Source organism: Desulfofundulus sp. TPOSR, assembly GCF_011393055.1.
GTDB lineage: Bacteria > Bacillota > Desulfotomaculia > Desulfotomaculales > Desulfovirgulaceae > Desulfofundulus > Desulfofundulus kuznetsovii.
In genome coordinates, this window is record NZ_JAAOEF010000004.1 from 173,366 (window position 1) to 197,169 (window position 23,804).

The following is a 23,804-nucleotide window of genomic DNA, read 5'->3' on the forward strand; positions in this document are numbered from 1 at the left end:
AGAACCTCGAAAACCTCGCTTTCCTACGAAATCATAAAAAAGCTATGCCAGGATATTATTTCCGCAAAAGCGATCATTCATACGTATACGTATAAAGACGGCTCCCGGTCCATGCATATATATGGACGTTTAGGAATAATAGCACATTCCCACAGGATTGTCAAGGGCTAATTGGTAAAAGTTCGTATCAAGATTCAATAGGTAACTCTGTACTCGCCTGCCGTTTTGCACGCGCTCGCTCCGTTCGCCTCGCAGGCCAAACTAACGCTCGACCTCGGGCTCCGGCGGGGTTCCCGGCCCATTCGGCATCCATGCCTCAGGGGCCGGCCTCGGGCATCCATGCCCTCGGCCCCGCCTCCACCCTCGGTCTCGCTAAGTTTGGCACTTGCTCGGCTCAAGGTCGCTCGCTTCGTGCAAAACGGCGGCCATTTTATCGGCGGCCATTTTATCCTCTTTTAGTTGCGTTGATGCGTTATGAGCACTAACTAAATTTTACACGGCCTTAATAAAAATGCGGGGAGGATTCGGACAGCGGAGCGGGCCACACTGACCATGCAGTGTGGCCCGCGGTGCTGCCGGAACGGCATTTACTTGATTTCCACCGTAGCGCCCTGCTCTTCCAGCTTGGCCTTGATGGACTCGGCCTCTTCCTTGCTGACCTTTTCCTTAATGGGCTTGGGAACGTTATCCACCACTTCCTTGGCTTCTTTCAAGCCCAGGCCGGTGATCTCCCGCACCACTTTGATCACGTTGATTTTCTTGTCGCCCACGGCGGTCAGAATGACGTCAAATTCAGTTTGTTCTTCCTCGGCTGCCGGGGCGGCTGCAGGACCCGCAGCTACCGGGGCGGCGGCCACGGCCACGGGCGCAGCAGCGCTCACGCCAAACTCCTCTTCAAATTTTTTCACCAGTTCAGCCAGCTCTAATACGGTCAGGCTTTTTACGGCTTCGAGAATTTCATTTACCTTGGACATTACTTTTACCTCCTATCTCAATATTTTTCATTGATACTTTAAAAAGCTTACTCAATCTGCCATTTTTAAAATTTATCTTGGGTGGTCTAACCCACCTGTTCGCCCCCTGCTTACCCTATCATGTCTCCCGGGGTCAATGCCCTTACATTCCTTCGTTCAGCATAATGGGGGCGGGTGGGGCACCGTTACTCAGAAGCAGGGTCATGCCCTAACGGAGGTTTTTTCGGTTTCCCCCACCCAAGATTTTTGCCTCATGATGATTCCTTTACGCCGTCGGGCTTGTGGATATGTGGGCAACGCTTTAGCGTTGTCCAAGCGAGTGTGGACCCTGTGGACAGGCGGAAGATAAACCATGCCTAAACCTCCAGGCTCCTCTTAAGTGGCAGGAGGCCTCCCGCAAGTCCATACGAGCGGCATATCCACAAGCCTTCTAGGCCGCCAGTTGCTGCCGGCGGTAGCTACCCAAAACCTTCTCCGGGTCGTACAGGCGTTTTTCTTTAGCTAAGGTGAACATTACCCGGAGGAGTTTGCAGGCGATCACTACCAGGGCCTGCTTGCTTTTCAGCGGGTTTTGCGGCCGGGTCACCAGGTAACGGTAGAGCGCTTTAAACTGAGGGTTTTTGGCCACCAGGACCAGGGCAGCCTGGTAGAGGATGCTCCGCAACCCCGCCCGGCCCCGCTTGGAGATCTTTGTAACCCCTTTTTTGGAATCCCCGGATTGGTTGATAGTCAGGTTGTAACCGGCCAGTTTGCGGATCTGGCGCCAGTCTTCGTACCGGGTGAAATCCCCCACTTCCCCTAAGAAGCTGGCGGCAGTGACGACTCCGATCCCGGGGATGCTCAAAAGGTACTCGGCTAAGCCGGTTTTGGCCAGGGCCTTTTCCATGGCCGCTTCGGTTTGGAGCAATTGCTTTTGCCAGAAGAAGATTTCTTCCAGGCACTGGGTCAGGCGCAGACGGGCAGCATCTAAACCTTCCGGCACGCCGATGGATTCATTGGCGGCAGCCAGTAAAAGAACGGCCCGTTTTTGACCCACTTTCCCGCCGCTGGCTGCCTTAAGTTCAGCGGTCAGCTCTTCTGTCGTGAGCTGTTTTAGGTCGGCCGGGAAGGGCCGGTGGGTCAGGATGTACAGGGAGGCTTTCCCTAGAAGGTTCTTAAAAACCTGCGGATATTCGGGAAAGCGCTCGTCCAGGATCGCCACCAGGTTGTTCTGGGCGGCGTTTAGTTTGGCCTTTTGCTGGTGGCGGTTTTGGGTGTACCCCCGGAGTTCCGCCCAGATCCCTTTGGGTAGATAGCAGTGGAAAAAGCGTCCTTCCCAGGTTAAAGTGGCGATGATCAGGGCGTCTTTCCGGTCGTTTTTGGTGGGCGAGTTATCGTCGAGTTCTTTTTGCTTTTTGACGTGGTAAGGATTGACGATAACTACTGGGATGCCGGCATTGACCAGGTAGCTGGCCAGGGGTTTCCAGTAATGGCCGGAAGGCTCCATGGCCACGACGATGTTTTGCGCGCCGATTTGTTCTTTGACCCGGTGCATTCTACCCAGTAGACGGGAAAAGCCGTTTATGCTATTCTGAAAAGAGAAGGCGCTGCCCACTTCGATGCCTGTTGACCCGTCCAGCGTGCGGGCCCAGTGGGTCCTTTTGGCGATGTCGACGCCCACGATGAGGGTGTGGACGCTACGAATTTCTTTTAGGTTTTTGTTTCGTTTCGTCATTAACCTCGACCTCCGGTACTTTTGGTGTTTGCTCTAACCTTGTTGTACCAGGAGGTCTTTTTGTTGATCAACCCCTTTGATAAGGATTACAGGAATGCTCAGATCATGGTTTTGGGTTCAGGCAATTTCTCAGGTAGTTGCTTCTCCGGCCTTTTGTTTACGGATGGCTTCCAGTACATAGACCAGGTTGCGCAGAAGGCCATGCAATGCGCCGGCGAAACCGTACAGGGGAGCCTGGATGCCACCCGCCACCCTGGCCAGCAGGACCTCCCGGGAGGGCAGGTCGGCCAGGCGGCGAACCCCTTCCACATCGATGACCTTGCCTTCCAGTATGCCGGCCTTTATTTCCAGTTGCTTAAACTCCCGGGCAAGCTCGGCAAGAACCTTGGCCGGGGCCACAGGATCCTCGTAACCAAAGGCAATGGCCGTGGGCCCCTCCAGATAAGGGTCCAACCCCTCTAAACCCACCTCGTTGGCCGCCAGGCGGGTCAGGGTGTTTTTAGCCACTTTTAGCTCACTGCCCGACTCCCTGAGACGCCGGCGCACTTTGGTCATGGATGCGACATCAAGGCCGCGAAAGTTGGTCAGAACGGCTGCTTTGCTGGTCCGAAACTTCTCCGTCAATTCCGCCAGTATGGCTTGTTTTTCTTCCCTGGTAGGCATAAACCGGTTGCACCTCCTTTCCGCGGGTTGAAAAAACTAAAGGGCAGGCACCTGTAGCACAAAAAGACACAGGGCCTGCCCTGATAAACAAACGGCAGGTAACAAAACCCCGGCCTCGGTTGGCGGCAGATGCCATTAAGTACAGGACACCAACTGTCTACAGCTAGGTATGGTTATGAAGTTTTTAAGTAAATGTTCAGTGAACCGCTTTGGTGCCGCGTTGCCCACGCTCACTCCAGTGCTCCGCAAGTCGTTCGCTTTGGACAACGCGGCACCTTACGTATATGGTAGCACTTTTACTGATCATTTACGTTTTTGATGTTGTGTGCGTGAAAGCCGCTTAGGCGCGGCGTTGTCCTCAGGCGGTAACCTTCAGGTGGTTAACCTTTACTCCCGGCCCCATGGTGGAGGAAACAGTGATGCCCTTGATGTACTGGCCTTTTGCGGCGGCCGGCTTGACCCGGATCAACTGCTCCACCAGGGTGCGCAGGTTTTCGGTCAGCTTTTCCACGTCAAAGGACACTTTGCCGATGGGGGCGTGGATTATACCGGCCTTATCCACCCGGTATTCAATCTTACCCGCTTTCACTTCTTTAACCGCCTGGGCAACATCAAAGGTGACCGTACCCGTTTTGGGGTTGGGCATCAGGCCCCGGGGGCCCAGAATCCGGCCCAGGCGTCCGACCAGGCTCATCATGTCGGGGGTGGCAACGGCTACGTCAAAACCCAGCCATCCCTCTTGCTGGATCTTGGCTACCATATCCTCAGCCCCAACGAAATCCGCACCGGCTTCCTCGGCCTCCCTGGCCTTTTCCCCCTTGGCAAAGACCAGCACGGTCCTCGTCTTGCCGGTGCCATGGGGTAAAACTACCGCTCCCCGTACCTGCTGATCGGCGTGCCGGGGGTCTACCCCTAGCTTTACGGCCACTTCCACCGTCTCGTCAAATTTAGCCGAAGCCATTTCTTTAACCAGGGCAAGGGCCTCAGCGGGATCGTAAAGCTTGGACCGATCCACTTTCTTGGCTGCATCTAAATACTTTTTGCCATGTCGCGGCATTTTTACCTTCCTCCTTTGTGGTGCAAACGGACTGGATCCTCCCACTGGCCGCACGGGCCTAGCCTTCCACTACTTCGATGCCCATGCTCCTGGCCGTCCCCTTAATCATGCGGATGGCGGCCTCGATATCATTGGCATTGAGATCCTGCATCTTTGTTTCGGCAATCTCCCGCACTTTGGACAGGGGAATCCTGGCTACCTTTTTCCGGTTGGGTTCACCGGAGGCAGTCTCAATACCGCAGGCCTTCTTCAGCAGTACCGCAGCCGGCGGTGTCTTACAGATAAAGGTGAAGCTGCGATCCTCAAAAACGGTTATTTCCACCGGAATGATTAGACCGGCCTGGGCAGCCGTACGTTCGTTAAATTCCTTAACGAAGGCCATAATATTCACACCGTGTTGACCCAGGGCGGGACCAACCGGCGGTGCAGGGGTGGCTTTTCCTGCCGGGACCTGCAGCTTGATCACCGCAGCTACTCTTTTCGCCATTTGCTACGAACACCTCCTCGCCGTCGCTATATCTTTTCCACCTGGGAAAAATCCAATTCCACCGGAGTTTCCCGGCCAAACATGGAGATCATTACTTTGAGCTTTCCCTTATCCGGATCTATTTCTTCAATAATGCCTTCAAAATTCTCAAAGGGACCGGAAGTAACCCGTACGCGCTCCTTCACGTTCAGGTCCAGCCGCGGGCGCGGGGTATCGGACAAAGTCTTGCCGATTATCTGCATGGCCTCTTCGTCGGTCAGGGGAATGGGCCTGGAACCAGAACCGACAAAACCGGTTACGCCGGGGGTATTGCGCACCACATACCAGGAATCGTCGGTCATGATCATTTCCACCAGCACATAACCGGGGTAGATTTTTTTCTTAACGATTTTTTTCTTGCCGTCTTTTATCTCCACCTCGTCCTCCATGGGGACGAGGATACGGAAGATTTTTTCCTCCATGTTCATGGATTCGATCCGCTTTTCCAGGTTCGCCTTTACCTTGTTCTCATACCCGGAGTAGGTATGAACCACGTACCAGTGCTTTTCACCCTTTTCACTCATAAATACAAGGGACCTCAAGAAAACTTAAGGCCCCCCACCCCCTTGGCACTTATTTAATGATAAACTGCAGCAGCCGGCTTAAAAGCGAATCGAAAATCCAGATCAGGATGCCAACGATGGTGACGGCCACCAGCACCACACCAGTGTAAGTAACAACCTCCCGCCGGTTAGGCCAGTGAACCTTTTTCAGTTCGCTGTAGACCCCGCGAAAATATTTACTAACCTGTTCCAGGCGGTTCACCTTCTCCTTTTTCATCACGAGCCTTTTTTCGGGCTTCTTAACTGCCCTGGCTCCGTCGCGAACCGCCACTTCGTTTCGCGAACCGTCCCTTTTGATCAGTCCTCTCAATGGTGCCATGTTAGCCACATCCTTAAAAAACCCTTATCGCAAGCCTGTCGCGGCGGGAAAAGACTAACGGGTTTCCTTGTGGAGGGTATGGGTGTGACAGTACTTGCAGTACTTTTTCAATTCGAGCCGGTTGGGATCATTTTTCTTGTTCTTTGTGGTGGTGTAGTTCCGGCGTTTGCATTCCGTGCAGGCCAGAGTAACACTAACCCGCATCCTGGCCACCTCCTAAAACTAAAAAACACTTGCAAAAAACTCCCTGGAATTAACCTTATCCACTGTAACATAATTCCCCGGTGATGTCAATAGTGACTCCTCTAAACAACAAGTGTAACCATAGCCTTCCATAAGTAAACTTATATATAAGCAATGAAGAAGGAATCGACAGGCAATTCCTTCTTCATCCGTTTCTCCATTCGCTGCTGCTCGTTACTCAATAATCTGGGTGACCACGCCGGCTCCGACGGTACGGCCACCTTCCCGGATGGCGAAGCGCAGCCCTTCTTCAATGGCAATGGGGGTGATCAGCTTGATCTCCAGCCGAACGTTGTCCCCGGGCATCACCATCTCCACACCTTCAGGCAGCGTTATCGTTCCCGTCACGTCCGTCGTCCGGAAGTAAAACTGCGGCCGGTACCCGTTAAAGAACGGCGTGTGCCGCCCACCTTCTTCCTTCGTCAGCACGTATACTTCCGCGCTGAAGTGGGTGTGCGGCTTGATGCTCCCGGGCTTCGCCAGCACCATCCCCCGCTCCACTTCTTTACGGTCGATACCCCGCAGCAGACATCCAATGTTGTCCCCAGCTTCCCCACGGTCCAGGATCTTCCGGAACATCTCCACTCCCGTGACCACCGTCTTCTTCGGCTTTTCCATCAGTCCCACTATCTCTACTTCGTCGCCCACCTTCACCGTGCCCCGCTCTACACGCCCCGTCACCACCGTGCCGCGACCGGTGATGCTGAACACGTCTTCTATGGGCATCAGGAAGGGCTTGTCAATGTCACGCTGCGGCGTCGGAATGTATTCGTCCACCGCGTCCATCAGTTCCCAGATCGATTTGCACCATTCGCACTCCCGCTTCCCGCAGCCGCATTCCAGTGCCTTTAACGCCGAACCGGTGATCACCGGCACGTCGTCCCCGGGAAATTCGTAGGTGGACAGAAGTTCCCGCACTTCCATCTCCACCAGTTCCAGAAGTTCCGCGTCGTCCACCATGTCCGCCTTGTTCATGTACACCACAATGTAGGGCACACCCACCTGCCGGGCCAGCAATATGTGCTCCCGCGTCTGGGGCATGGGACCGTCCGCCGCCGATACTACCAGAATCGCACCGTCCATCTGGGCCGCACCCGTGATCATGTTCTTCACGTAGTCCGCGTGGCCCGGACAGTCCACGTGGGCATAGTGCCTCTTTTCCGTCTCGTATTCCACGTGGGCCGTGTTAATGGTAATCCCCCGCTCCCGCTCTTCCGGAGCGTTGTCGATCTCTTCGTATTTCTTCACCTGCGCCCTGCCCACCGTGGCCAGCACCGTGGTGATGGCTGCCGTCAAAGTGGTCTTCCCGTGGTCAACGTGTCCAATGGTCCCTACGTTTACGTGGGGTTTCGTCCGCTCAAATTTGGCCTTGGCCATGACTCTCTTTCCTCCTCCTTGAAACCCACTTTTTTACACACTTCTAAATTATTACCACTTTTCTTTAAATCATGCAATAAGCCATAGAACACAAAATTCGCTAAAGGGCTTAAAATTCCTGCTCCCCAAAATAAAAATCACCAGCTTTTACGCTGGCGATTCTGTAGTGGTAGCGGCGCAGGGACTCGAACCCCGGACACAGCGGGTATGAACCGCTTGCTCTAACCAACTGAGCTACGCCGCCATGAGCGGAAGTCAGATGTCGGATGTCGGAAGTCAGAATTGCTGTCCACCTGAGTTCCCCTGTCGCCAGGCGGCTCCTTCCAACCTCAGACCTCCGACTTCTGACCTCTGAAACTGGAGCCACTAACCGGGATTGAACCGGTGACCTCGTCCTTACCAAGGACGCGCTCTACCGACTGAGCTATAGTGGCATTGGTTGCGGGGGTAGGATTTGAACCTACGACCTTCGGGTTATGAGCCCGACGAGCTACCGGCTGCTCCACCCCGCGTCGGCAAATTATATTATAACACAGAACCGGAACTTTTTCAAACCCTTATTTGAAGAAGTCCGGTCCTGAAGAATAAGCAGGTACTTGGTGGAGGGGGCAGGATTCGAACCTGCGAAGGCGTCAGCCGGCAGATTTACAGTCTGCTCCCTTTGACCACTCGGGAACCCCTCCACGGGAAAAACTGGAGCCGGCGATGGGACTCGAACCCGCAACCTGCTGATTACAAGTCAGCTGCTCTGCCAATTGAGCTACGCCGGCATGGCACAATAACTTCAGACGCAGTTATTATGATAACAGAAAAGCCTCACCGTGTCAATACCTCCACCGCAGCCTGTGTGATCCGTCTGTGATATTGTCAGGGTAAAATCCGTCAGTAAAAATGTCAGTATGAAGGAGATGGTTACCCTGTCACAGACGGAACTGAAGCGGATGCTGGTTTTGCAGCGGGCTCTGGAGGGTCAGATCTCAACCTTTGAAGCTGCCCTGGTATTAGGCTTAAGTAAACGTCAGGTATACAGGCAAAGTTCAGCGGGCAGCCGGGCTTCCCGTGAAACGCCCTTAAAAATAATATACCAAAAGAGGGGCGGTGGCAAAAGGTGTCGAATTTTTTGGATCAGGACCCGGGAATAATTCCTTATTTCCCTGCCCAAGCTAATGCTAGATATTTTTACTATCAAGGAGGAAAATCCGTTGTCCCGATATGCTAAAGCAACCGTGGCACTTATAATGGCTGTAATTGCCGGTGGGTTTTACGCCGGCAAGATGTACCTGGCGGCGGAAAATCCAAAGTCCAGTGCTACTGGGGTCTATTCTTCCCAACCTGCGGGGGAAAAAACAACGGCAAATCCCCCCCCTTCACAGGCAGTAAAACCAGCAAAAAATGAGGCAAAGGCTCAAATCCCGGAAAATGTTAATGAAAAGAAAGGTGCCACCGGCAATAAAAAGACCGGCCAGACCACTACTTCCTTGTCCAACGCACGCCGCGGTTGGGGCATTAAACGTAACGACAACCACCAGCAACCGGAAATGCCCAAAGCAATCCGCGACACCCTGGCCCGGTATGACGCCTACTGGATTGGCAGTCCCGGTGAAAAGGTGCTTTACCTGACCTTTGACGAAGGTTATGAAAACGGCTACACGCCCAAAATACTGGACATTCTCAAAGCCAACAACGTCAAAGCCGCCTTCTTTGTGACCGGGCATTACGTCAAAACCCAGCCGGAGCTGGTCAAGCGTATGGCGGCTGAAGGGCACATCGTGGGCAACCACACTATGAACCATCCCAGCCTGCCCGATATCAGCGATGAGGAGATCAAGAAAGAACTGCAATCGGTGGAAGAACTTTTCACAAAGCTGACGGGGAAGAAGATGAAATACCTGCGCCCGCCCAAGGGGGAATACAGTGAGCGCACTTTGGCGGTAACCAGGCAATTAGGATATTACAACATTTTCTGGAGCCTGGCCCTGGTGGACTGGGTACCCATGCCCGGAGGTTCCCAGGAAGCCTACCAGTCGGTAATGGATAACCTGCACAACGGGGCGGTAATATTGCTGCACGCCGTATCCAGGGACAACACCGAAGCCCTGGACCGTATCCTTAAAGACGCCAGGGCCCAGGGGTACACCTTTAAGACGCTGGATGATCTGGTGGCGAAAAAAGCTTAGCGGTTTGCCGGCACTAAAACAAGGGCCTGGCGTAACTTGAGAATCGCCAGGCCTTTTGCGCAGCATTACCGCTTCAGATTAACCTGGTAGTCATAGACCATCCGGGAAATCTCCGCGATGCGGGCAAATCCTTTATCCACATCCGTTTCCCCTTTGGACAGCACCACCAGGATGTAAGGGTGTTCGGCAAAAACAATCCCGGCATCGTTGGCCACACCCCAGACATCCCCTTCCTTATGGGCCACCCTTACCTCCGGCGGGAGTCTACCGGGCAAACCCACGTGGTAAATGGGGTTGGCCATATCATCCAACAGGCGCTCTCCCAGGGCGGGATGCTCACGGCTGAATTCCAGCACCGCCTCCATATACCGGCCCATGTCCCGGGCAGTGGTGATATTCTCCCCGCCCGGGAACACGGTTTGCCCGCCCAGGTCACGCATAAATTGGGCCACGTTATCCTTACCCAGGTGGCGCACCAGCATCCGGTAGGCAATGTTGTCGCTGATGGTTATGGACAGGTTGGCCAGTACCCGCAGGGAATAGCTGTCGCCGTCCCGGGCGGAAAACTGCAGAATCCCGGCTCCCCCTTGATAGTCCTGTTTGCTGTCATAAACCACCCGGTCATCCCAGTCCAGCTTCCCCTGGGCGACGAGATGATTCAAGTAGAGAACCACGGGTACCTTCACCGTGCTGGCGGCAGTTATGGGCTCATCACCGTTGATATCAAAGCTGGCCCCGGAGTGCAGGTCCTTAAAGTAGATGCCGTAAACTCCCGGCTGCTGGGCCAGGTAGTCTTTCAGTTGTTTTTGCAGCGGCCGGTAATCCGGCACCTGCTGGAAAGACGAATCCTTTTCTCCGGTCGCCTGTACCGGCGAAATATCCAGACCCGGACTGTTCCAGGCACCCCCCGTCCCCGCAACCAAAAACGGCAGGGCAATTAAGAACATCATTATGCTTAACAGGCGACGTCTCTTCATTATCCCATCCTCCTTCCCGAACGCAAAAAAATGAGCCGGCAAAGGCCGGACACTTATGAATGCTTTAATTAGAGGACCTATTTATTAATAAGTGTAAATGAAATTATGTTCGCAGTACAAGGTAAAATTTCTGGCAGGAGTGGTATCAAACTTCAGACCCTGTTATAACATGGCGCAGGGACTTTCCGCTCAGAAAGTTAATGATCTCTTCTATGATTATCTTTGCCGCTCTCATTGGTGCAGCTTCCGTTTTGCCTCCCAGGTGGGGGGTCAGGACGACGTTGGGGAGGGTAAAAAAGGGATGATCCGGCGGCGGGGGTTCCGAAATTAAAACATCCAGCGCCGCAGCCCGGATCCTTTTTTCCTTTAAAGCGCGGTAAAGGGCATCCTCATCCACCAGCTCACCCCGGGCGGTATTGATCAAGCAGGCCGAGTTCTTCATCAACGCCAGCTGAGGTGCGCCAATCAAGCCTATTTTTTCGGGAGTGGGCCGGGTATGGAGGCTTACAAAATCGGAAGCTGACAGGAGTTCTTCCAGAGTCACGGGCCGGCCGCCCGCGGCAAGAATTTCAACGGGATCCACATGGGGACTGTATACGAGGAGGTTCATACCAAAGGCCTGCGCCCGGACCGCCACCCGGCGGCCCACCTGCCCGAAACCGATAATGCCCAGGATCTTCCCGGCCAGTTCTACTCCCTCCAGCCGGCTGCGGCAGTCGTACTGCCAGGCGCCGGCCCCCAGGCGCCTTACCAGACGGCAGGTCTCCCCCATATTGCGGGCCAGAAAAAGCAAAAGGGCCATGGTTAAATCGGCGGTAGAGTCGGCAGCCCGCCCCGGAGCATGCACCACGGGGATCCCCCGGCTTAAGGCCGCCCGGACATCCACATTCACCGGGTGTGCCCGGGCACAGGCAATCAGGCGCAACCCGGGTGCGCCCTCGATCACCTCTTCAGTCACGGGCGCTTTGTGCACCACCAGGATGTCGGCCCCGGCCAGTTTGCCGGCCAGCTCCGCCGAAGATCCGTAAAACTCTTTGACTCCTTTTTCATATCCCGGAAGGGGTTCAATACCTTCCTGCCCCGGTCCCATGCTCAGCACCGTTACGGTCACCGGCCACCCGGCCAGCGCCGCCGGCAATTCCCGGCGCAAAGCCCCCGCGGTAAGGGTCCCGTCATCCACAAGATACAGTCGCATGACCCTGCCCTCCCCGTTTTCTTGGTCACAGGGTTGGAAATTCGTTTTCCCAATTGATAAATCCTGCCAGATTATATTTTAATGAAAGCAAAAAGGCGGCGAGAACTTTCTACCACCGCCTTCCGGACCGAAAAATTTTTGGAACCACGAACTTTAACAGCCGGTAGCCTTTTCAGCCGGCTGGAGAATTTATCTTCATATCTCGTGTTTCAACGTATTGCTTTTACTCGTAATATTCAGGGGCCTTTTTCATTTCATTGATGAAGAACTCCATATCGTGGGAGAACATAACCCGACCATTGTACTTACGGGCCAGTTTCCGTACTTTTTCAATTGACTGGATAAAACTGATGCTGTCATATACGATGCCTGAGAGACGGGCCGGCGGGCCATAGTTGCGGCGTTCATATACTGCGTCCATGGGAAAAATTAACGTTCCCGACTTTTGCAGATGTATGACCAAACCCAGGACACCCGGAGTATGGCCGGGAAGGGTAACCACTTCCACGCCCGGTACCAGCTCAAAATCTTCATCAACCAGATTGAACTGAGCAGGTACTTCAAGGTCAGCTTTAATATATGCTCCATGGCTGTCAGGATCAGGGTTCCGGTGCGTCATTAAAAGACCCAGCTCAAAATCTTTACGGTGTACATAAACCTGCGCATTTTTGAAAAGCCTCAGGTTGCCGGCATGATCCAGATGCATATGTGATAAAACCACTATGTCGATATCCTGAGGAGTCAATCCAATTTTCTTGAGCTGGTTTTCAATACGCTGTTCTTCGGTAAACGTATAAGGGAAGGCTTCACATAAACCTTTCGGCCAGTAACCGTTCATAGCCTCCGGGGGGCATCCCGTATCAAAAAGTATCTTGCCCTCGGGATGATCAATCAAAACACAATATACTGGAATCTTGATCCAGTGGTGAGAAGGTGTCTGATTGCTTGCCGTACCCACTGTAGCCATAGCCACCATCTGGTTTTCGTCGCAGCTGAGGTATCCGTTATCTAAAATGTAAACTTTCATGATAAACTTCCTCCTTTTCATTTTTTCTAAAACCGGGTTTAAATAGCCCCAACGATTGGGCGGCCTTCTTCATCCCACCCGCGCAGGCGGTAGTAATCGGCCAGCATCTGCCTGAAGTTTTCTTCCGGGAGAACGTCCCCGTTTTCCAGCGGTTCTTTAAAGAAGCGTGGCGGCAGGTTATCGTCATCCCTGGTCAAGCCCTGTAAAAGGTTAAATTGACGGGTGGCCGCAACTATGCGTCCGGCAATGCGGCGCAGCTGTCCTTCGTCCACACCCAGACCCGTGGTGGCGTTAACCAGTGTAGCCAGGTCCTCCCATAAAACCAGGTCCCGGTAAAAACGGCAGAGAATAAGGGCGTCGTAAATAGCCAACCGGTCCTCATAATCAATGAACAGCTCTGCTTTCCCGTGAGTGGTCTTCGGATCGATGATCCCGGCCAGCTCGGGCTTGTAAAATGTAGCGCGCAGATGGCACGCACCCCGGGGAGAGGTAGCGTAGGCCAGGCCCATGCCCTGCAACACCCGGGGATCATAGCCGGCCGGTTCCATCCCTTTAACATGTATGGCGAGGTCGGAAAGGCCCAGTTTTTCCGCCGCCACCCGGATACCTTCGGCCAGCAGGTCACCCACGCCCTCCCGTCGGGCTATCTGGTGGAGTAGCTGCGCAATACCTTCTACGTCCCCGTAAGCCACTTTAACGTCCAGTGCTCCTCTTTGTGCCGCCTCTATGGCAAAGGCCGCCATGTTGCCCGCACTGATTGTATCCAGGCCAAGCCGGTCGCAGATGTCGTTCAGGTAAATGATTTCGGACAGGTCGTGGATGCAGCACAATCCGCCGAAAGAATAAATGGTTTCATATTCCGGACCTTCCACCATAAGCCCTTCGTGCCTTCCCCTGGTCACCCGGGTGAGGTTGCCGCAGGTCATTAAGCAGGGGCGGCAGGCCCGCGGTTGCACTTCAAAGTTTTCGATCAGGTAGTCGCCGGTCAGTGACTCCCAGCCGGGAAGGGTTCCCCGGGACCAATACCTGGCCGGAAAGGCGCCTACCGAGTTCATTATCGAAACCAGCTGTGGTGTACCGTACTTGCGGTAGCCAAGCACCCCAGCGTTGTCCCTGGCCTTTTGAGCCAGCCCGGCGACATATTGTTTCAGACCCGCCGGGTCGGCCAGCTCACAGCCGGCCCGGCCGTGAAAAACAATAGCCTTTAGTTTTTTCGACCCCATCACGGCCCCCATGCCGGTCCGTCCCGCGGAACGCCAGTAGTTGTTTTCAATGCAGGCATAGCGGACCAGGTTTTCGCCGGCCGGACCGATCACCACCGCCTGGGCGCCCCTTGCGCCAACATCCGCCAGTGCCCCATCTTCAGCAGCGTAGCAATCCAGGCCCCATAATTTCGTGCCGTCCCGGAAATAAACATTCTGATCGGTGACTTCCAATAAGGTAGGATTCTTTGCCTGGCCCTGAATGATAATAGCATCGTAACCGGTTCTCTTCATTGCCGCCCCCACATGGCCGCCTGAGTAGGACTCGCCGTAAAAACCGGTGAGGGGGGACCGGGCAAAGACTCCAAAACGGTTGGAACCCGGCATGGCCGTACCTGTTACAGGGCCGGTGGTAAAAATTAGGCAGTTTTCCGGACCCAGGGGGTCGGCCCCGGGCGGAATGTTTTGGAGCATCAGGTAAGTGCCCAAACCTTTACCGCCCAGGTATGCGGCCAAAACTTCATCTGGAATTTCCTCCGCCTGCCACTGTCTGGTTGACAGGTCAATGCGGAGCAGACGTCCGTAAAAGCCTCTCATGATTTAAGTCTTCCTTTCCTTGCCTTTAAAATGCCCTTTCGTAGATTTCCCTGATGTCGTCCACCGTGAGCTTGCGCGGGTTGTTGGCCAGCAGGCGGGTTACCTTTATGGCACCCGCGGCCATACCCGGTATGGCTCCGGCAGTTACACCGAGATCGCGGAGATGCAAAGGAATTCTTACATCGGTGGACAGCTGCTTAATGGCCTCGATAAATTTACCGGCCGCCTCACGGTCGGACAGTTCCTCCACCCTTTCCCCCATGGCCAGGGCCATTATTTTGAACCTCGGCAGGGCACCGAGCAGGTTTGATTCCATGACATAAGGCAGCAGGACGGCGTTGGCCACACCGTGGGGGACATGGAACTGGGCACCCAGGGGATAGGCCATCGCATGAACGGCACCGACACCGGCGTTGGCGAAGGCAATCCCTGCCAGCAGGCTGGCCATGGCCATGTTCTCCCTGGCCTCCATATCCTCACCGTTGGCCACTGCCGTACGCAGGTGCCGGGAAATAAGCCTGATGGCTTCCAGGGCCAGTGCATCGGTAATTGTCGTAGCATTAACGGAGATATACGCTTCTACTGCGTGGGTCAGGGCATCCATACCAGTCGCCGCGGTTATATGCGGAGGCATGGTTACCGTTAGTTCCGGGTCCACAATGGCCACTCTGGGAAGAAGGTACGGGCTGACCACACCCTTTTTCAACTGTTCATCAACATCGGAAAGGATGGCGATGGGCGTCACTTCGCTGCCTGTACCGGCAGTGGTGGGCACGGCAATTACCGGTATGCCCGGATTGGGCACCAGGTTCACGCCAAGGTATTCCTTAATGGAGCCGGAATTGGTCACCAAAATAGAAGCGGCCTTGGCCACGTCCATGGAACTGCCGCCGCCCACCGCCACCAGCAGGTCGTAGCCACCTTCTTTAATGGCCTCCTGACATCTGGTCACCACCTGCAGGCGTGGTTCGGGTTCCACTTCACTGAAAAGTCCGATTTCCAGGCCGGTTGGGGCCAGGGCTTCCTTTACCCGGTCAATGAGGCCGGTTTTTAAAAGCACGGGATCGGTAACCAGCAGGATTTTGGTGGCGCCAAGGTTTTTAGCCTCACCGGCAATCCGGCCGAGGCTACCCCATCCAGTAATGATTGTGCCTGCCGTCCAGAAATGGCTTACTTTCACATCATGCACCTCCAGAATATTATCTGTCGGTGCCACGATTTTCAAAATTCATGCCTGTTTGAATACTTTTGCTTAAATGATCGCGAAGCCTTTTAATATCGCGGCTTGATACCTACCGGTTTCCCTTAAATCCTCTCATCCCCGCCTCTGGATGTAGCAGGAGTGCAACAAAAAACGCGCAACTTTGCGCGGTTTAAGAAAAGTATTTTTTTATTTTCCGGGCCAGGGTACTCCGGTGAATACCCAGCGCCCGGGACGCCTCCTCTTGCGAGGAATATATCTGCAAAGCATGCCGGATAAGATCCTTTTCAAATTCTTCCACCGCCTTTTCCAGGTTCTCCGGATTTCCAGGCGAAAAACAAGCGGCGGGTTGCTCCAGTTGCGCCTCCAGTTCCGTGGCTACCATGCGGGCAGTAATTGTTACCCCGGAACTGAGAACCACCAGTCGCTCCATCAAATTCTGCAGCTCCCGCACGTTTCCCGGCCACCGGTAGCCAAGCAATTCCCGGCAGGCTTCCGGAGTAAGAATCTTTTTGATGTTGTAACGGTCCGTGTAGAGTTTGAAAAAGTGGCTGGCCAGGGGAATAATATCCTCCCGCCGGTTGGCCAGGGAAGGAACGTAAATTGGTATAACATTCAACCTGTAGTATAGATCCTGGCGAAAACGCCCCTCACGCACCAGCTTTACCAGATCTTGATTGGATGCAGCCACAATGCGCACATCTATTCTTTCCGGTTGCCCGCTACCCAGGGGGTAAAATTCCTTATTTTGGATTAGACGCAATAATTTCACCTGGGCAGAAAGAGGCACCTCACTGATCTCATCCAGAAACAGGGTCCCCCCCTCGGCAGCCTTGACCAACCCGGGATAACCTTCCCGCCGGGCGCCCGTAAAAGCTCCCGGACGGTAACCGAATAATTCCGCCTCAAAAAGTTCCCCCGGAATGGCGGCCGCGTTTACCACCACAAAGGGTTTGTGCTTCCTCGGACTGTATTCATGGATAATCCTGGCCACGACTTCTTTGCCGACGCCGGACTCGCCCTGGATCAAGACGGTGGCGTCGGAATACGCAGCACGAATGGCCCTGTTCACCACCTGTTTCATGGCTTCGCTTTCCGCCACTACCGTTCCGATGCCTTCCAGTTCCACCAGGTGATTTGCCGGGGTCGGCCCGGTTACTTTCTTTCCTTTATTGTTTCGCAGCGGTTTCACCGTAGTTACTACCAGAAGAATTTTACCCTCTTCATCAAAAACGGGATTTCCGGTTACCATCACTTTCTGGCCGGTTTTAAGCACATGCTGGAGAATGGTAACGGTGCGCCCCTGTTCCAGTACCATCAGGGAAACCGACCGGTCGAAGTAGCGGTTATCCACCAGTTCATTCATATTGCGTCCCAACAGTTCGTCGCCATGTAAACCCGTCAAACATTCGTAGGCACTGTTCACGCCCAGGGTATAAGCCTGCCCGTTGGTGTAGTAAAAGCCGGTTTCAGTATCGGCAACACGTAAGGACCTGCCCTGATAATTCCGTGTCCTTTGTTTGGACCCCAGGGTATTTTCTAAAAGATTTGTCTTATGTAAAGCGAGCAGATGATCGCTTCCATCTTTCCAATATTCCGGCAGGTAACGAGAAAGGCCTTCTTCAAAAAGCATATGCTTTCTCCTCCCTCCCCGACAAATTCCGTTAAAAATATTTAGACACTTCATAATTTCGACATTGCAATATGATCTCCTCCAGCTCAACCAGCGAAAAACAAAAGGCAGGTTTTGCCTGCCTGCGGTCCGTAGATTATAAATGCATCATTTTACCTTCATATCTTCGTGAAAGAAGGGAAGACGGGTTACCAACCAGAATATGAGTATCAGAAAAAAACCGGTACAATAAAGGAAACCCAAAAGGGCACAGGTTTTCTTAGAAGCTTTGGGGGAGGGCTGCAAGCGAGGCAAATTATGAATACCGGCTACTTGTTTATACTGATCAACCTGACCGTTTTCCTGGATACCCTGTTGTACGGCATCATCGTCCCCGTGGTCCCCTACTACGCCACCACCATAGGCGCCTCTCCCACCATGCTGGGGGTAATTTTTGCCGCCTACTCGACCGGCCTTCTACTGGCCAGCGTACCCGCAGGACTGGCCTGTGACCGGTACGGCTACAGGCCGGTCATGGTTCTGGGTATGGCCGGCCTGACCATATCCACGCTAATCTTCATGATTTCCCGCTCGGACTGGCTTCTGGTTATCAGCCGTTTGCTCCAGGGAATAGCCGCGGCGGCCACCTGGTCGGCCGGCCTGGCCCTGGTGGCGGCCCTGTACCCTCCGCATTTAAGGGGGCAAAAAATGGGAATAGTCATGACCAGCACCGGCCTGGGCACCATAATCGGCCCCGTGCTGGGTGGCACCCTTTACCAGTTTGCCGGTTACGCCTTTCCCTTTCTGTTAACAGCCGGGATGGGAGCCTTATTGAGCCTTTTGCTCTGGTTCAGCCCCCTGCCAAAAAACAGCACCTCTACCGGGCGGGAGCAGCTGCCGTGGCAGCAGTTTTTGTTTGACCGGAATATCTTCTGGGGAGTGTCAATAACCGTCACGGGCAGCTTTGGGTTTGGCATGCTGGAACCCCTTCTGCCCATCGACCTGCATAAACGTTTTGGCCTCGGCAGTGCCGGCGTGGGGCTGCTCTTTGGCGCCTTGAGCCTCTCCTTCGCCCTGTTCCAGCCCCTTTTCGGCATTCTTTCCGACCGGCTGGGTCGTAAACCCCTGATTGTAGCCGGACTGCTCAGCACGGCGGCCACCGTACCGTGGCTGGTCCAGGCGCCAAATGTTAAACTGGTAACGGTAGCCATGATACTGCTGGGCATTACTGCCGGCGCGTACTCCACCCCGGCACTGCCCTTACTGGCGGAGTCTGTAGAAAAAATCAATTCCAAGCATCTGAACACCGCAAACACAGGTCCTCAGAACGGCCTTTACGGCACTACCTATGGGATATCCAACACTGCCTATTCCTTAGGCCTGGTGGCCGGTCCCCTGGCGGGCACTTTCCTGGCCCAGCGCTGGGACATCCTCACGGTCATGCTGCTCTACTCCGCCCTGCTGGGGGCCACTGCCATAGGAGTGATGGCCCGCCTGCAGGAAACGCTAAAGGCAAGGAAAATCCTGTCTTAAGCTTTCCAAGAGACTAATTCCCCGGCGGTTCAATGGCGGCGACAATTTCCGGTTTCAGCCCCCGGTACTTGGCCAGCCACTGGCGGCGCTCCCGGCGCAGTTCTTCCACCAGCTGCCGGTAAACTTCCGGGCTGTAGTAAGTAACGGGGTTATAGCGGTCCAGGTCCAGACCCGGCACCTGCAAAGGCACCTGGTAGCCCCAGTCGGGATCGGTTTGCCAGGTAATACTGTTGCGGGCAATTTCCCTTAAGATGTGGGTGGAAACGGCAATGGTGATTTTTTCGCCGGGGAAGCCGGGCCCGGCGCCCACGCTCCCGGTATTCAACAGGTAGCACTCCATATCCGGGTTGGCCCGCAGAATTTCCAGCAGGCGGTTGCCTTCCTCTTCTTCTGGACCAATGATAAAGGGATTGGTGCCCACCTCCCTTTTCGACTGGCCGGCACGGGTGGGATCTCCCGCCGAGGTTTCAATGGATTCCCCCAGCATAAAATAAGCCGCCGCCTGTTCCGCCGTCAACCTGGCCACGGGAGGGATAATGGTATTCCGGCGGGTGATAAAGATGAGCCGGTGGGCCTTGTCGAGATCAATACGGCCATCGGTATTGAGCACGTCCCGGCGCAGGATCACTCCCCGGCCGTTGGAAGTCAGCCCGGTATCATCAAATAGAATCCGCCCGTCTTCCAGCACCTTCACGTTTTCAAAGACGGCCCCGGAAGCGGTGGCCGCCCGGTAGAGGACCAGCTGGGACTCATCCAAACCTTCCGTTTTAATATAAAAGCCGTTTTCCGTACCGTAACAGTAACCCCGGCCATCCATCATCACCACGTCGTCCTGGCGGATGACCACCCCTTCCTCTCCGGTCAAGCCGTGATCATGCATGGTGAGAGTGGTTTTCCCCGTACCGGAAAGGCCAAAGAGAATAAAGCCGACCTCTTTTAACTGGCCGTTCCTGTCCCGCACCCTTAAAACCTTGCTCCCGGCGTGCAGGCCCAGCCAGCCCCGCTTTTTCACCACGTACATGGCCATGCGCAAAAAAGATTTCTTGCATTCGCCAAAGTAATCAGTGCCCAGAATGTAGGTCACACCCGCTTCGGGGTGGCAAAAAATAATCCGCTCGGGCCACTCCGGAACATAGATGCTCATTAAATCGGGCTCTTTGTCCGGGTTTTCCGGTTCAAAGAGCATCAACCGCCACTGCAGTGGTATGCGGGCATATTCAGCGGTGATATATAAACGGCAGTGGAGGCGGAAATCGGGATGGGTGCCCATCTGCCGGTCCAGGCGGATGACCGATTTTTGCTTCAGGTAGGCATGCACCTGGTCCACCAGTTCCAGCGCCCGCTCCCGGGAGATGCCCTGCTGGTCCACCCCCAGCCGTACTCCATCTTCAACAATATAGGTGAATTTGGCGCTGCGGTTGCGGACCTGTGTGATATAGCTGAGACTCCCGTAAACCGTAACTTTTTCTTCATGGGAGGCCAGTGCCCTTAACACTTCCGGCGAGGGATTGATTATTTCCTCGGCGGCCAAAACCTTGCGGCGAAATTCCTTCATGGTCAGTCCACCCTCTCGCGATGTTATTCGTGGCTTATGTTAATGAGTATTCAAGAAATTTTTTCATTTTCCTGCACTATGCATACAAAATACAAAAAAGTGTTCAGTTACCTCTATTCAAATTATTGACAAAGGTGATATAATATCCCCGGCAGTACAGCCACAAACGGAAAAGTTAAGGAGGGAAACACCGTGGCCAAAATTCCGTACATCGAATCGGAAGAATGCCTGGCCTGCGGCTCCTGCGCAGACGTTTGCCCGGATGTCTTCCAGATGAATGAAACCCTGGGTTTCGCCGAGGTGGTTAATCCCCAGGGGGCCAGTGAAGATGAAATTCAGGAAGCCATTGATATGTGCCCTGCCCAGTGCATCCACTGGAAAGAGGAATAGAAAGAACTAAAGCAAAAAACAAGGGGCGTCGGGAAAGACGCCCCCTTATTTGGTGGAGGAATGCACATGCGAACCGGGACGGCCAACCTGCCCCTGCACGGAGGGAAATGCCCGCCCTGGCTCTTTGAACGGATGGTCAAAATGAGCCGCGCATTAATTGAAGTGATGGTAGCTGAAAGCGGCCCGGACGGGATCCTGGCCAGGCTGGCCGACCCCTTCTGGTTTCAGGCCCTGGGCTGCGTGCTGGGATTTGACTGGCATTCTTCCGGCTTAACCACCACCGTCTGCGGTGCGTTAAAGGAAGCCCTGCGGGACCGGGCCGGGCAGTTGGGGCTTTTTGTGGCGGGAGGTAAAGGAAAGACATCCCGCCAGACGCCGGACGAAATCCTGGCCATAGGGGAAAAGTTTCCCCTGGCCCGGGATCCCCGGGAACTGGTTTTTGCGAGCAAGATGGCCGCCAAAGTGGACAACGCCGCCGTCCAGGACGGCTACCAGCTCTACCATCACACCTTCTTTTTTACTTCCTCCGGGCACTGGGCAATCATCCAGCAGGGTATGAACGAAACCACCCGCTGGGCCCGCCGCTATCACTGGTTGAGCACCACGGTAAAGGATTTTGTCTGCGAACCCCACACGGCGGTGTGCTGCGATCACAAGGGTGAAACCCTTAACCTGGTGGCCCTGGAAAGCGACCCGGCGCGAAAGGTAATTGCCGAGCTGGCCCGGGAAAAACCGGAAAACCTGCTCCGGGATCTGACCCGGTTGCAGCAGAGTGCCCTGAACCTGCCGGCCCGGCACCGGGTGGAACTGGCCGACCTGAATCCGGCCAGACTGCACCGGGTGCTCCTGAAAAGTTACGAACGGCAGCCGGAGAATTTTGCCGCGCTGGTAGCCACCGAGGGAGTGGGACCTAAAGCGCTGCGGGCTCTTTCCCTGCTCTCGGAACTGGCCTACGGAACACCGCCCAGCTTCAGGGATCCGGCCAGGTTCAGTTTCGCCCACGGGGGCAAGGACGGCCACCCTTATCCCGTGGACCGGGCCACCTATGATCACTCCATAGCCTTTCTGGAGAAAGCCCTGGCCGAAAGCCGCCTGGGCCACCAGGAAAAAATAGAGGCCTTCCGCCGCCTGGGCCGGTGGCCCCGCCATGCGTTTTAGCGCCAGGACACGGCTTGTCCCGAAGATTATTGAAGCCTTTTATTTTATTTCGCTAAGATCTTTCAGGCAGGGCAGGTTGGCGTCGATGGAAACCTCCACCGCACCGGCAGGCGAGGGATTGGCAAGGCGCAGTCGAAAGCAGGGTTTTTTTAGTATGTGGTGCCACACGGTTTCCCCTTCTTCGACCTCCAGCCTGCCGGTGGTCTCCCATTCCTGCCCGTTGTGCTCCTCTACAAAGAGATTCACGGTCCCGGTAGTGCGGATGCGAAAGGCAATGTTCAAAAGGGTCGCCCGCGGGCAGTCCAGCTCCACAACCTGACCGGCGCCGAGATTCATCTCCCGGGCCAGGTGAACAATGCGCGGTACAACAATTTTTTGTACATCATGATAAAGACTCATTGCCTCACCCTCTACAAAGAATTCTCGTAAACATTCAGTGAACCCGGTTGGGTGCGGCGCTGTCCCCGCTCACTCCAGTGCTCCGCGCCGACAGCACCACGGTTCGCTTCGGGCCGGCTCTGGCTCTCTGCGGATTACCATCGAAACTATTACCTCCCGACCATATTAAACTGCCCGATGTGTCACCAGCAGGTGTTCTTCCATTCGCTTTCGTTTGGCGTCCTCGAGAGCCGAGCCGGCAGCCTCGCTTCACCGGGTGCTGTTACCGGCGCTTCGCAAGTCGTTCGCTCCGGACAGCGCCGCACCCCCCTAGCGACTTTACTGAATACTTACGAATTCTCATGGTTTTACCATTGCTCTTTAATATTACACGATCTTTGCTCTAAATGACAAGAATCCAGGTTTTCCAGGGGTAAGAAATGAAGGACCGGAGTAAGGCAGTCTACCAAATCAAGCGCACCTACGGGAAATGGTTCCTGACGAAAGTGAAAAGGGCGATCTACCGGTACTCCATGATCACGGCAGGCGATAAAATTGCAGTAGGTGTTTCGGGGGGCAAGGATAGTTCCGCTCTCCTGTACATAATGTGGCTGCTCAAACACTATTCCCCGCTTTCATTTGACTTTCACGCCGTCTTTCTTGACCTGGGCTGGCCGGTTGATCCTGCACCCCTGGCCTCCTTTTGCCGGGAACGGGAAATACCATTTCACGTGGAACAAACGGCCATCGGAGCCATCGTTTTTGAACACCGCCGGGAGGAAAACCCCTGTGCCCTGTGCGCCCACCTGCGCCGGGGCGCCCTCCACGGAGTGGCCCGGCGGCTGGGCTGCAACAAGGTGGCCCTGGGGCATCACCTGGATGACCTCCTGGAAACATTTCTTTTAAACTGGGTCTATACCGGCCGGCTGGCCACCTTTACGCCGGCAACCCATCTGGCCAGAAGCGGCCTGGTGCTTATCCGCCCCCTCATTTACCTGCCGGAAGCCACCCTGGCCGGTATTACGCGGGCTGAAAACCTTCCCGTGATGGACAACCCCTGTCCTGCCAGCGGTAAAACGAAGCGGGAAGAAATACGCTCCCTGGTGGGCTTGATGGCGAAAGCCTACCCCGATATCCGCGAAAAATTTCTCACCGCCATCGAAAAGGCCGGGTGGTTGGAACCAGCTCCTGACAAATAAACCACCTCCGGAGCAATTCGTAGGACTACACGGAAGTGGTTTACGTTTCGATAGGGCTTACCTGCCGCGCCTTTCCGGTAACCACCACTGGCTGCGGGGCAACAAACCTGCTTGCAGGGTAACATTTTTTGGTTATAATGAAAGCAGCATATGATTTTAAAGTAAGG

General features: G+C 54.7%; 22 protein-coding genes and 5 tRNA genes. 5 read left to right on the plus strand and 22 right to left on the minus strand.

Translation table 11 applies throughout. The annotated features are described in order from the left end of the window. Window positions 1-587: 587 nt before the first annotated feature. From rplL to G7K71_RS16680, 14 genes are all read right to left on the minus strand, one after another. Window positions 588-974 (minus strand): 50S ribosomal protein L7/L12, encoded by a 387-nt coding sequence (rplL, locus tag G7K71_RS16615; protein ID WP_013824072.1) that lies wholly within the window; start codon window positions 972-974, stop codon window positions 588-590. 430 nt (window positions 975-1,404) lie between these two features. Continuing rightward, a complete protein-coding gene (locus tag G7K71_RS16620; RefSeq protein ID WP_166343398.1) occupies window positions 1,405-2,688 on the minus strand; it encodes an IS110 family transposase in 1,284 nt (427 codons plus the stop codon). A 129-nt stretch (window positions 2,689-2,817) separates the two neighbouring features. After that, on the minus strand, window positions 2,818-3,351 hold the full coding sequence (gene rplJ, locus G7K71_RS16625; protein ID WP_166348856.1) for a 50S ribosomal protein L10: 534 nt from the start codon (window positions 3,349-3,351) through the stop codon (window positions 2,818-2,820). 358 nt (window positions 3,352-3,709) lie between these two features. Then, window positions 3,710-4,408, minus strand: coding sequence for a 50S ribosomal protein L1 (rplA, locus tag G7K71_RS16630; protein WP_166348859.1), 699 nt, complete (start codon window positions 4,406-4,408; stop codon window positions 3,710-3,712). Window positions 4,409-4,466: 58 nt separating this feature from the next. Further along, window positions 4,467-4,895, minus strand: coding sequence for a 50S ribosomal protein L11 (rplK, locus tag G7K71_RS16635; protein WP_013824075.1), 429 nt, complete (start codon window positions 4,893-4,895; stop codon window positions 4,467-4,469). A gap of 26 nt (window positions 4,896-4,921) precedes the next feature. Then, window positions 4,922-5,458, minus strand: a complete 537-nt coding sequence (gene nusG / locus G7K71_RS16640) for a transcription termination/antitermination protein NusG (RefSeq protein WP_013824076.1) — start codon at window positions 5,456-5,458, stop codon at window positions 4,922-4,924. Between the two features lie 49 nt (window positions 5,459-5,507). Beyond that, window positions 5,508-5,816, minus strand: coding sequence for a preprotein translocase subunit SecE (secE, locus tag G7K71_RS16645; protein ID WP_013824077.1), 309 nt, complete (start codon window positions 5,814-5,816; stop codon window positions 5,508-5,510). 54 nt (window positions 5,817-5,870) lie between these two features. Continuing rightward, entirely contained in the window at window positions 5,871-6,020 is a 150-nt protein-coding gene (gene rpmG, locus G7K71_RS16650) for a 50S ribosomal protein L33 (protein WP_013824078.1), read from the minus strand. A gap of 213 nt (window positions 6,021-6,233) precedes the next feature. Further along, window positions 6,234-7,436 (minus strand): elongation factor Tu, encoded by a 1,203-nt coding sequence (tuf, locus tag G7K71_RS16655; RefSeq protein ID WP_166348862.1) that lies wholly within the window; start codon window positions 7,434-7,436, stop codon window positions 6,234-6,236. A 167-nt stretch (window positions 7,437-7,603) separates the two neighbouring features. Then, window positions 7,604-7,680: transfer RNA gene (locus tag G7K71_RS16660), tRNA-Met, on the minus strand. A 114-nt stretch (window positions 7,681-7,794) separates the two neighbouring features. Then, a tRNA-Thr gene (locus tag G7K71_RS16665) sits at window positions 7,795-7,870 on the minus strand. 2 nt (window positions 7,871-7,872) lie between these two features. Further along, window positions 7,873-7,948: transfer RNA gene (locus G7K71_RS16670), tRNA-Met, on the minus strand. An 85-nt stretch (window positions 7,949-8,033) separates the two neighbouring features. Continuing rightward, window positions 8,034-8,119 (minus strand) — tRNA-Tyr (locus G7K71_RS16675). 11 nt (window positions 8,120-8,130) lie between these two features. Next, window positions 8,131-8,206, minus strand: a tRNA-Thr gene (locus G7K71_RS16680). Between the two features lie 432 nt (window positions 8,207-8,638). Here G7K71_RS16680 and pdaA point away from each other — a divergent pair. Then, window positions 8,639-9,613 carry a delta-lactam-biosynthetic de-N-acetylase gene (gene pdaA, locus G7K71_RS16685; RefSeq protein WP_166348864.1) on the plus strand — a complete coding sequence of 325 codons (975 nt, stop codon included), beginning with the start codon at window positions 8,639-8,641 and terminating at the stop codon, window positions 9,611-9,613. A gap of 65 nt (window positions 9,614-9,678) precedes the next feature. Here the strand turns inward: pdaA and G7K71_RS16690 are convergent, their stop codons facing one another. The 6 genes from G7K71_RS16690 to G7K71_RS16715 all read right to left on the minus strand — a co-directional run bounded on the left by G7K71_RS16690 (window position 9,679) and on the right by G7K71_RS16715 (window position 17,445). After that, on the minus strand, window positions 9,679-10,590 hold the full coding sequence (locus G7K71_RS16690; protein WP_166348867.1) for a serine hydrolase: 912 nt from the start codon (window positions 10,588-10,590) through the stop codon (window positions 9,679-9,681). Window positions 10,591-10,735: 145 nt separating this feature from the next. After that, window positions 10,736-11,785: an NAD(P)-dependent oxidoreductase gene (locus G7K71_RS16695; protein ID WP_166348870.1), complete on the minus strand. Its 1,050-nt coding sequence runs from the start codon at window positions 11,783-11,785 to the stop codon at window positions 10,736-10,738. 223 nt (window positions 11,786-12,008) lie between these two features. Continuing rightward, the gene (locus G7K71_RS16700) at window positions 12,009-12,812 is read right to left on the minus strand and encodes an N-acyl homoserine lactonase family protein (RefSeq protein WP_013824085.1); all 804 of its coding nucleotides are present in this window, start codon (window positions 12,810-12,812) and stop codon (window positions 12,009-12,011) included. A gap of 38 nt (window positions 12,813-12,850) precedes the next feature. After that, the gene (locus G7K71_RS16705; protein ID WP_166348873.1) at window positions 12,851-14,611 is read right to left on the minus strand and encodes an aldehyde ferredoxin oxidoreductase family protein; all 1,761 of its coding nucleotides are present in this window, start codon (window positions 14,609-14,611) and stop codon (window positions 12,851-12,853) included. 25 nt (window positions 14,612-14,636) lie between these two features. Then, window positions 14,637-15,791, minus strand: a complete 1,155-nt coding sequence (locus G7K71_RS16710) for an iron-containing alcohol dehydrogenase (RefSeq protein WP_166348876.1) — start codon at window positions 15,789-15,791, stop codon at window positions 14,637-14,639. 193 nt (window positions 15,792-15,984) lie between these two features. Further along, entirely contained in the window at window positions 15,985-17,445 is a 1,461-nt protein-coding gene (locus G7K71_RS16715; protein ID WP_166348878.1) for a sigma-54-dependent Fis family transcriptional regulator, read from the minus strand. Between the two features lie 297 nt (window positions 17,446-17,742). On the opposite strand from G7K71_RS16715, the gene G7K71_RS19960 reads away from it, so the two are divergent. Then, complete coding sequence (locus tag G7K71_RS19960) at window positions 17,743-18,957, plus strand: MFS transporter (protein WP_166348881.1); 1,215 nt, start codon at window positions 17,743-17,745, stop codon at window positions 18,955-18,957. Window positions 18,958-18,970: 13 nt separating this feature from the next. Here G7K71_RS19960 and G7K71_RS16725 read toward each other — a convergent pair whose 3' ends face one another. Beyond that, on the minus strand, window positions 18,971-20,512 hold the full coding sequence (locus G7K71_RS16725) for a phosphoenolpyruvate carboxykinase (ATP) (RefSeq protein ID WP_166348884.1): 1,542 nt from the start codon (window positions 20,510-20,512) through the stop codon (window positions 18,971-18,973). Between the two features lie 192 nt (window positions 20,513-20,704). Here G7K71_RS16725 and G7K71_RS16730 point away from each other — a divergent pair, with 192 nt between their 5' ends. Together G7K71_RS16730 and G7K71_RS16735 are read left to right on the plus strand one after the other, a co-directional pair. Next, window positions 20,705-20,902 carry a ferredoxin gene (locus G7K71_RS16730; protein WP_013824091.1) on the plus strand — a complete coding sequence of 66 codons (198 nt, stop codon included), beginning with the start codon at window positions 20,705-20,707 and terminating at the stop codon, window positions 20,900-20,902. A gap of 87 nt (window positions 20,903-20,989) precedes the next feature. Continuing rightward, window positions 20,990-22,060, plus strand: coding sequence for a DUF763 domain-containing protein (locus G7K71_RS16735; protein ID WP_395858288.1), 1,071 nt, complete (start codon window positions 20,990-20,992; stop codon window positions 22,058-22,060). 39 nt (window positions 22,061-22,099) lie between these two features. Here G7K71_RS16735 and G7K71_RS16740 read toward each other — a convergent pair whose 3' ends face one another. Further along, window positions 22,100-22,459, minus strand: coding sequence for a hypothetical protein (locus G7K71_RS16740; RefSeq protein ID WP_166348889.1), 360 nt, complete (start codon window positions 22,457-22,459; stop codon window positions 22,100-22,102). Between the two features lie 419 nt (window positions 22,460-22,878). Here G7K71_RS16740 and G7K71_RS16745 point away from each other — a divergent pair, with 419 nt between their 5' ends. Further along, window positions 22,879-23,637, plus strand: coding sequence for an ATP-binding protein (locus tag G7K71_RS16745; protein ID WP_166348892.1), 759 nt, complete (start codon window positions 22,879-22,881; stop codon window positions 23,635-23,637). Window positions 23,638-23,804 lie beyond the last annotated feature (167 nt).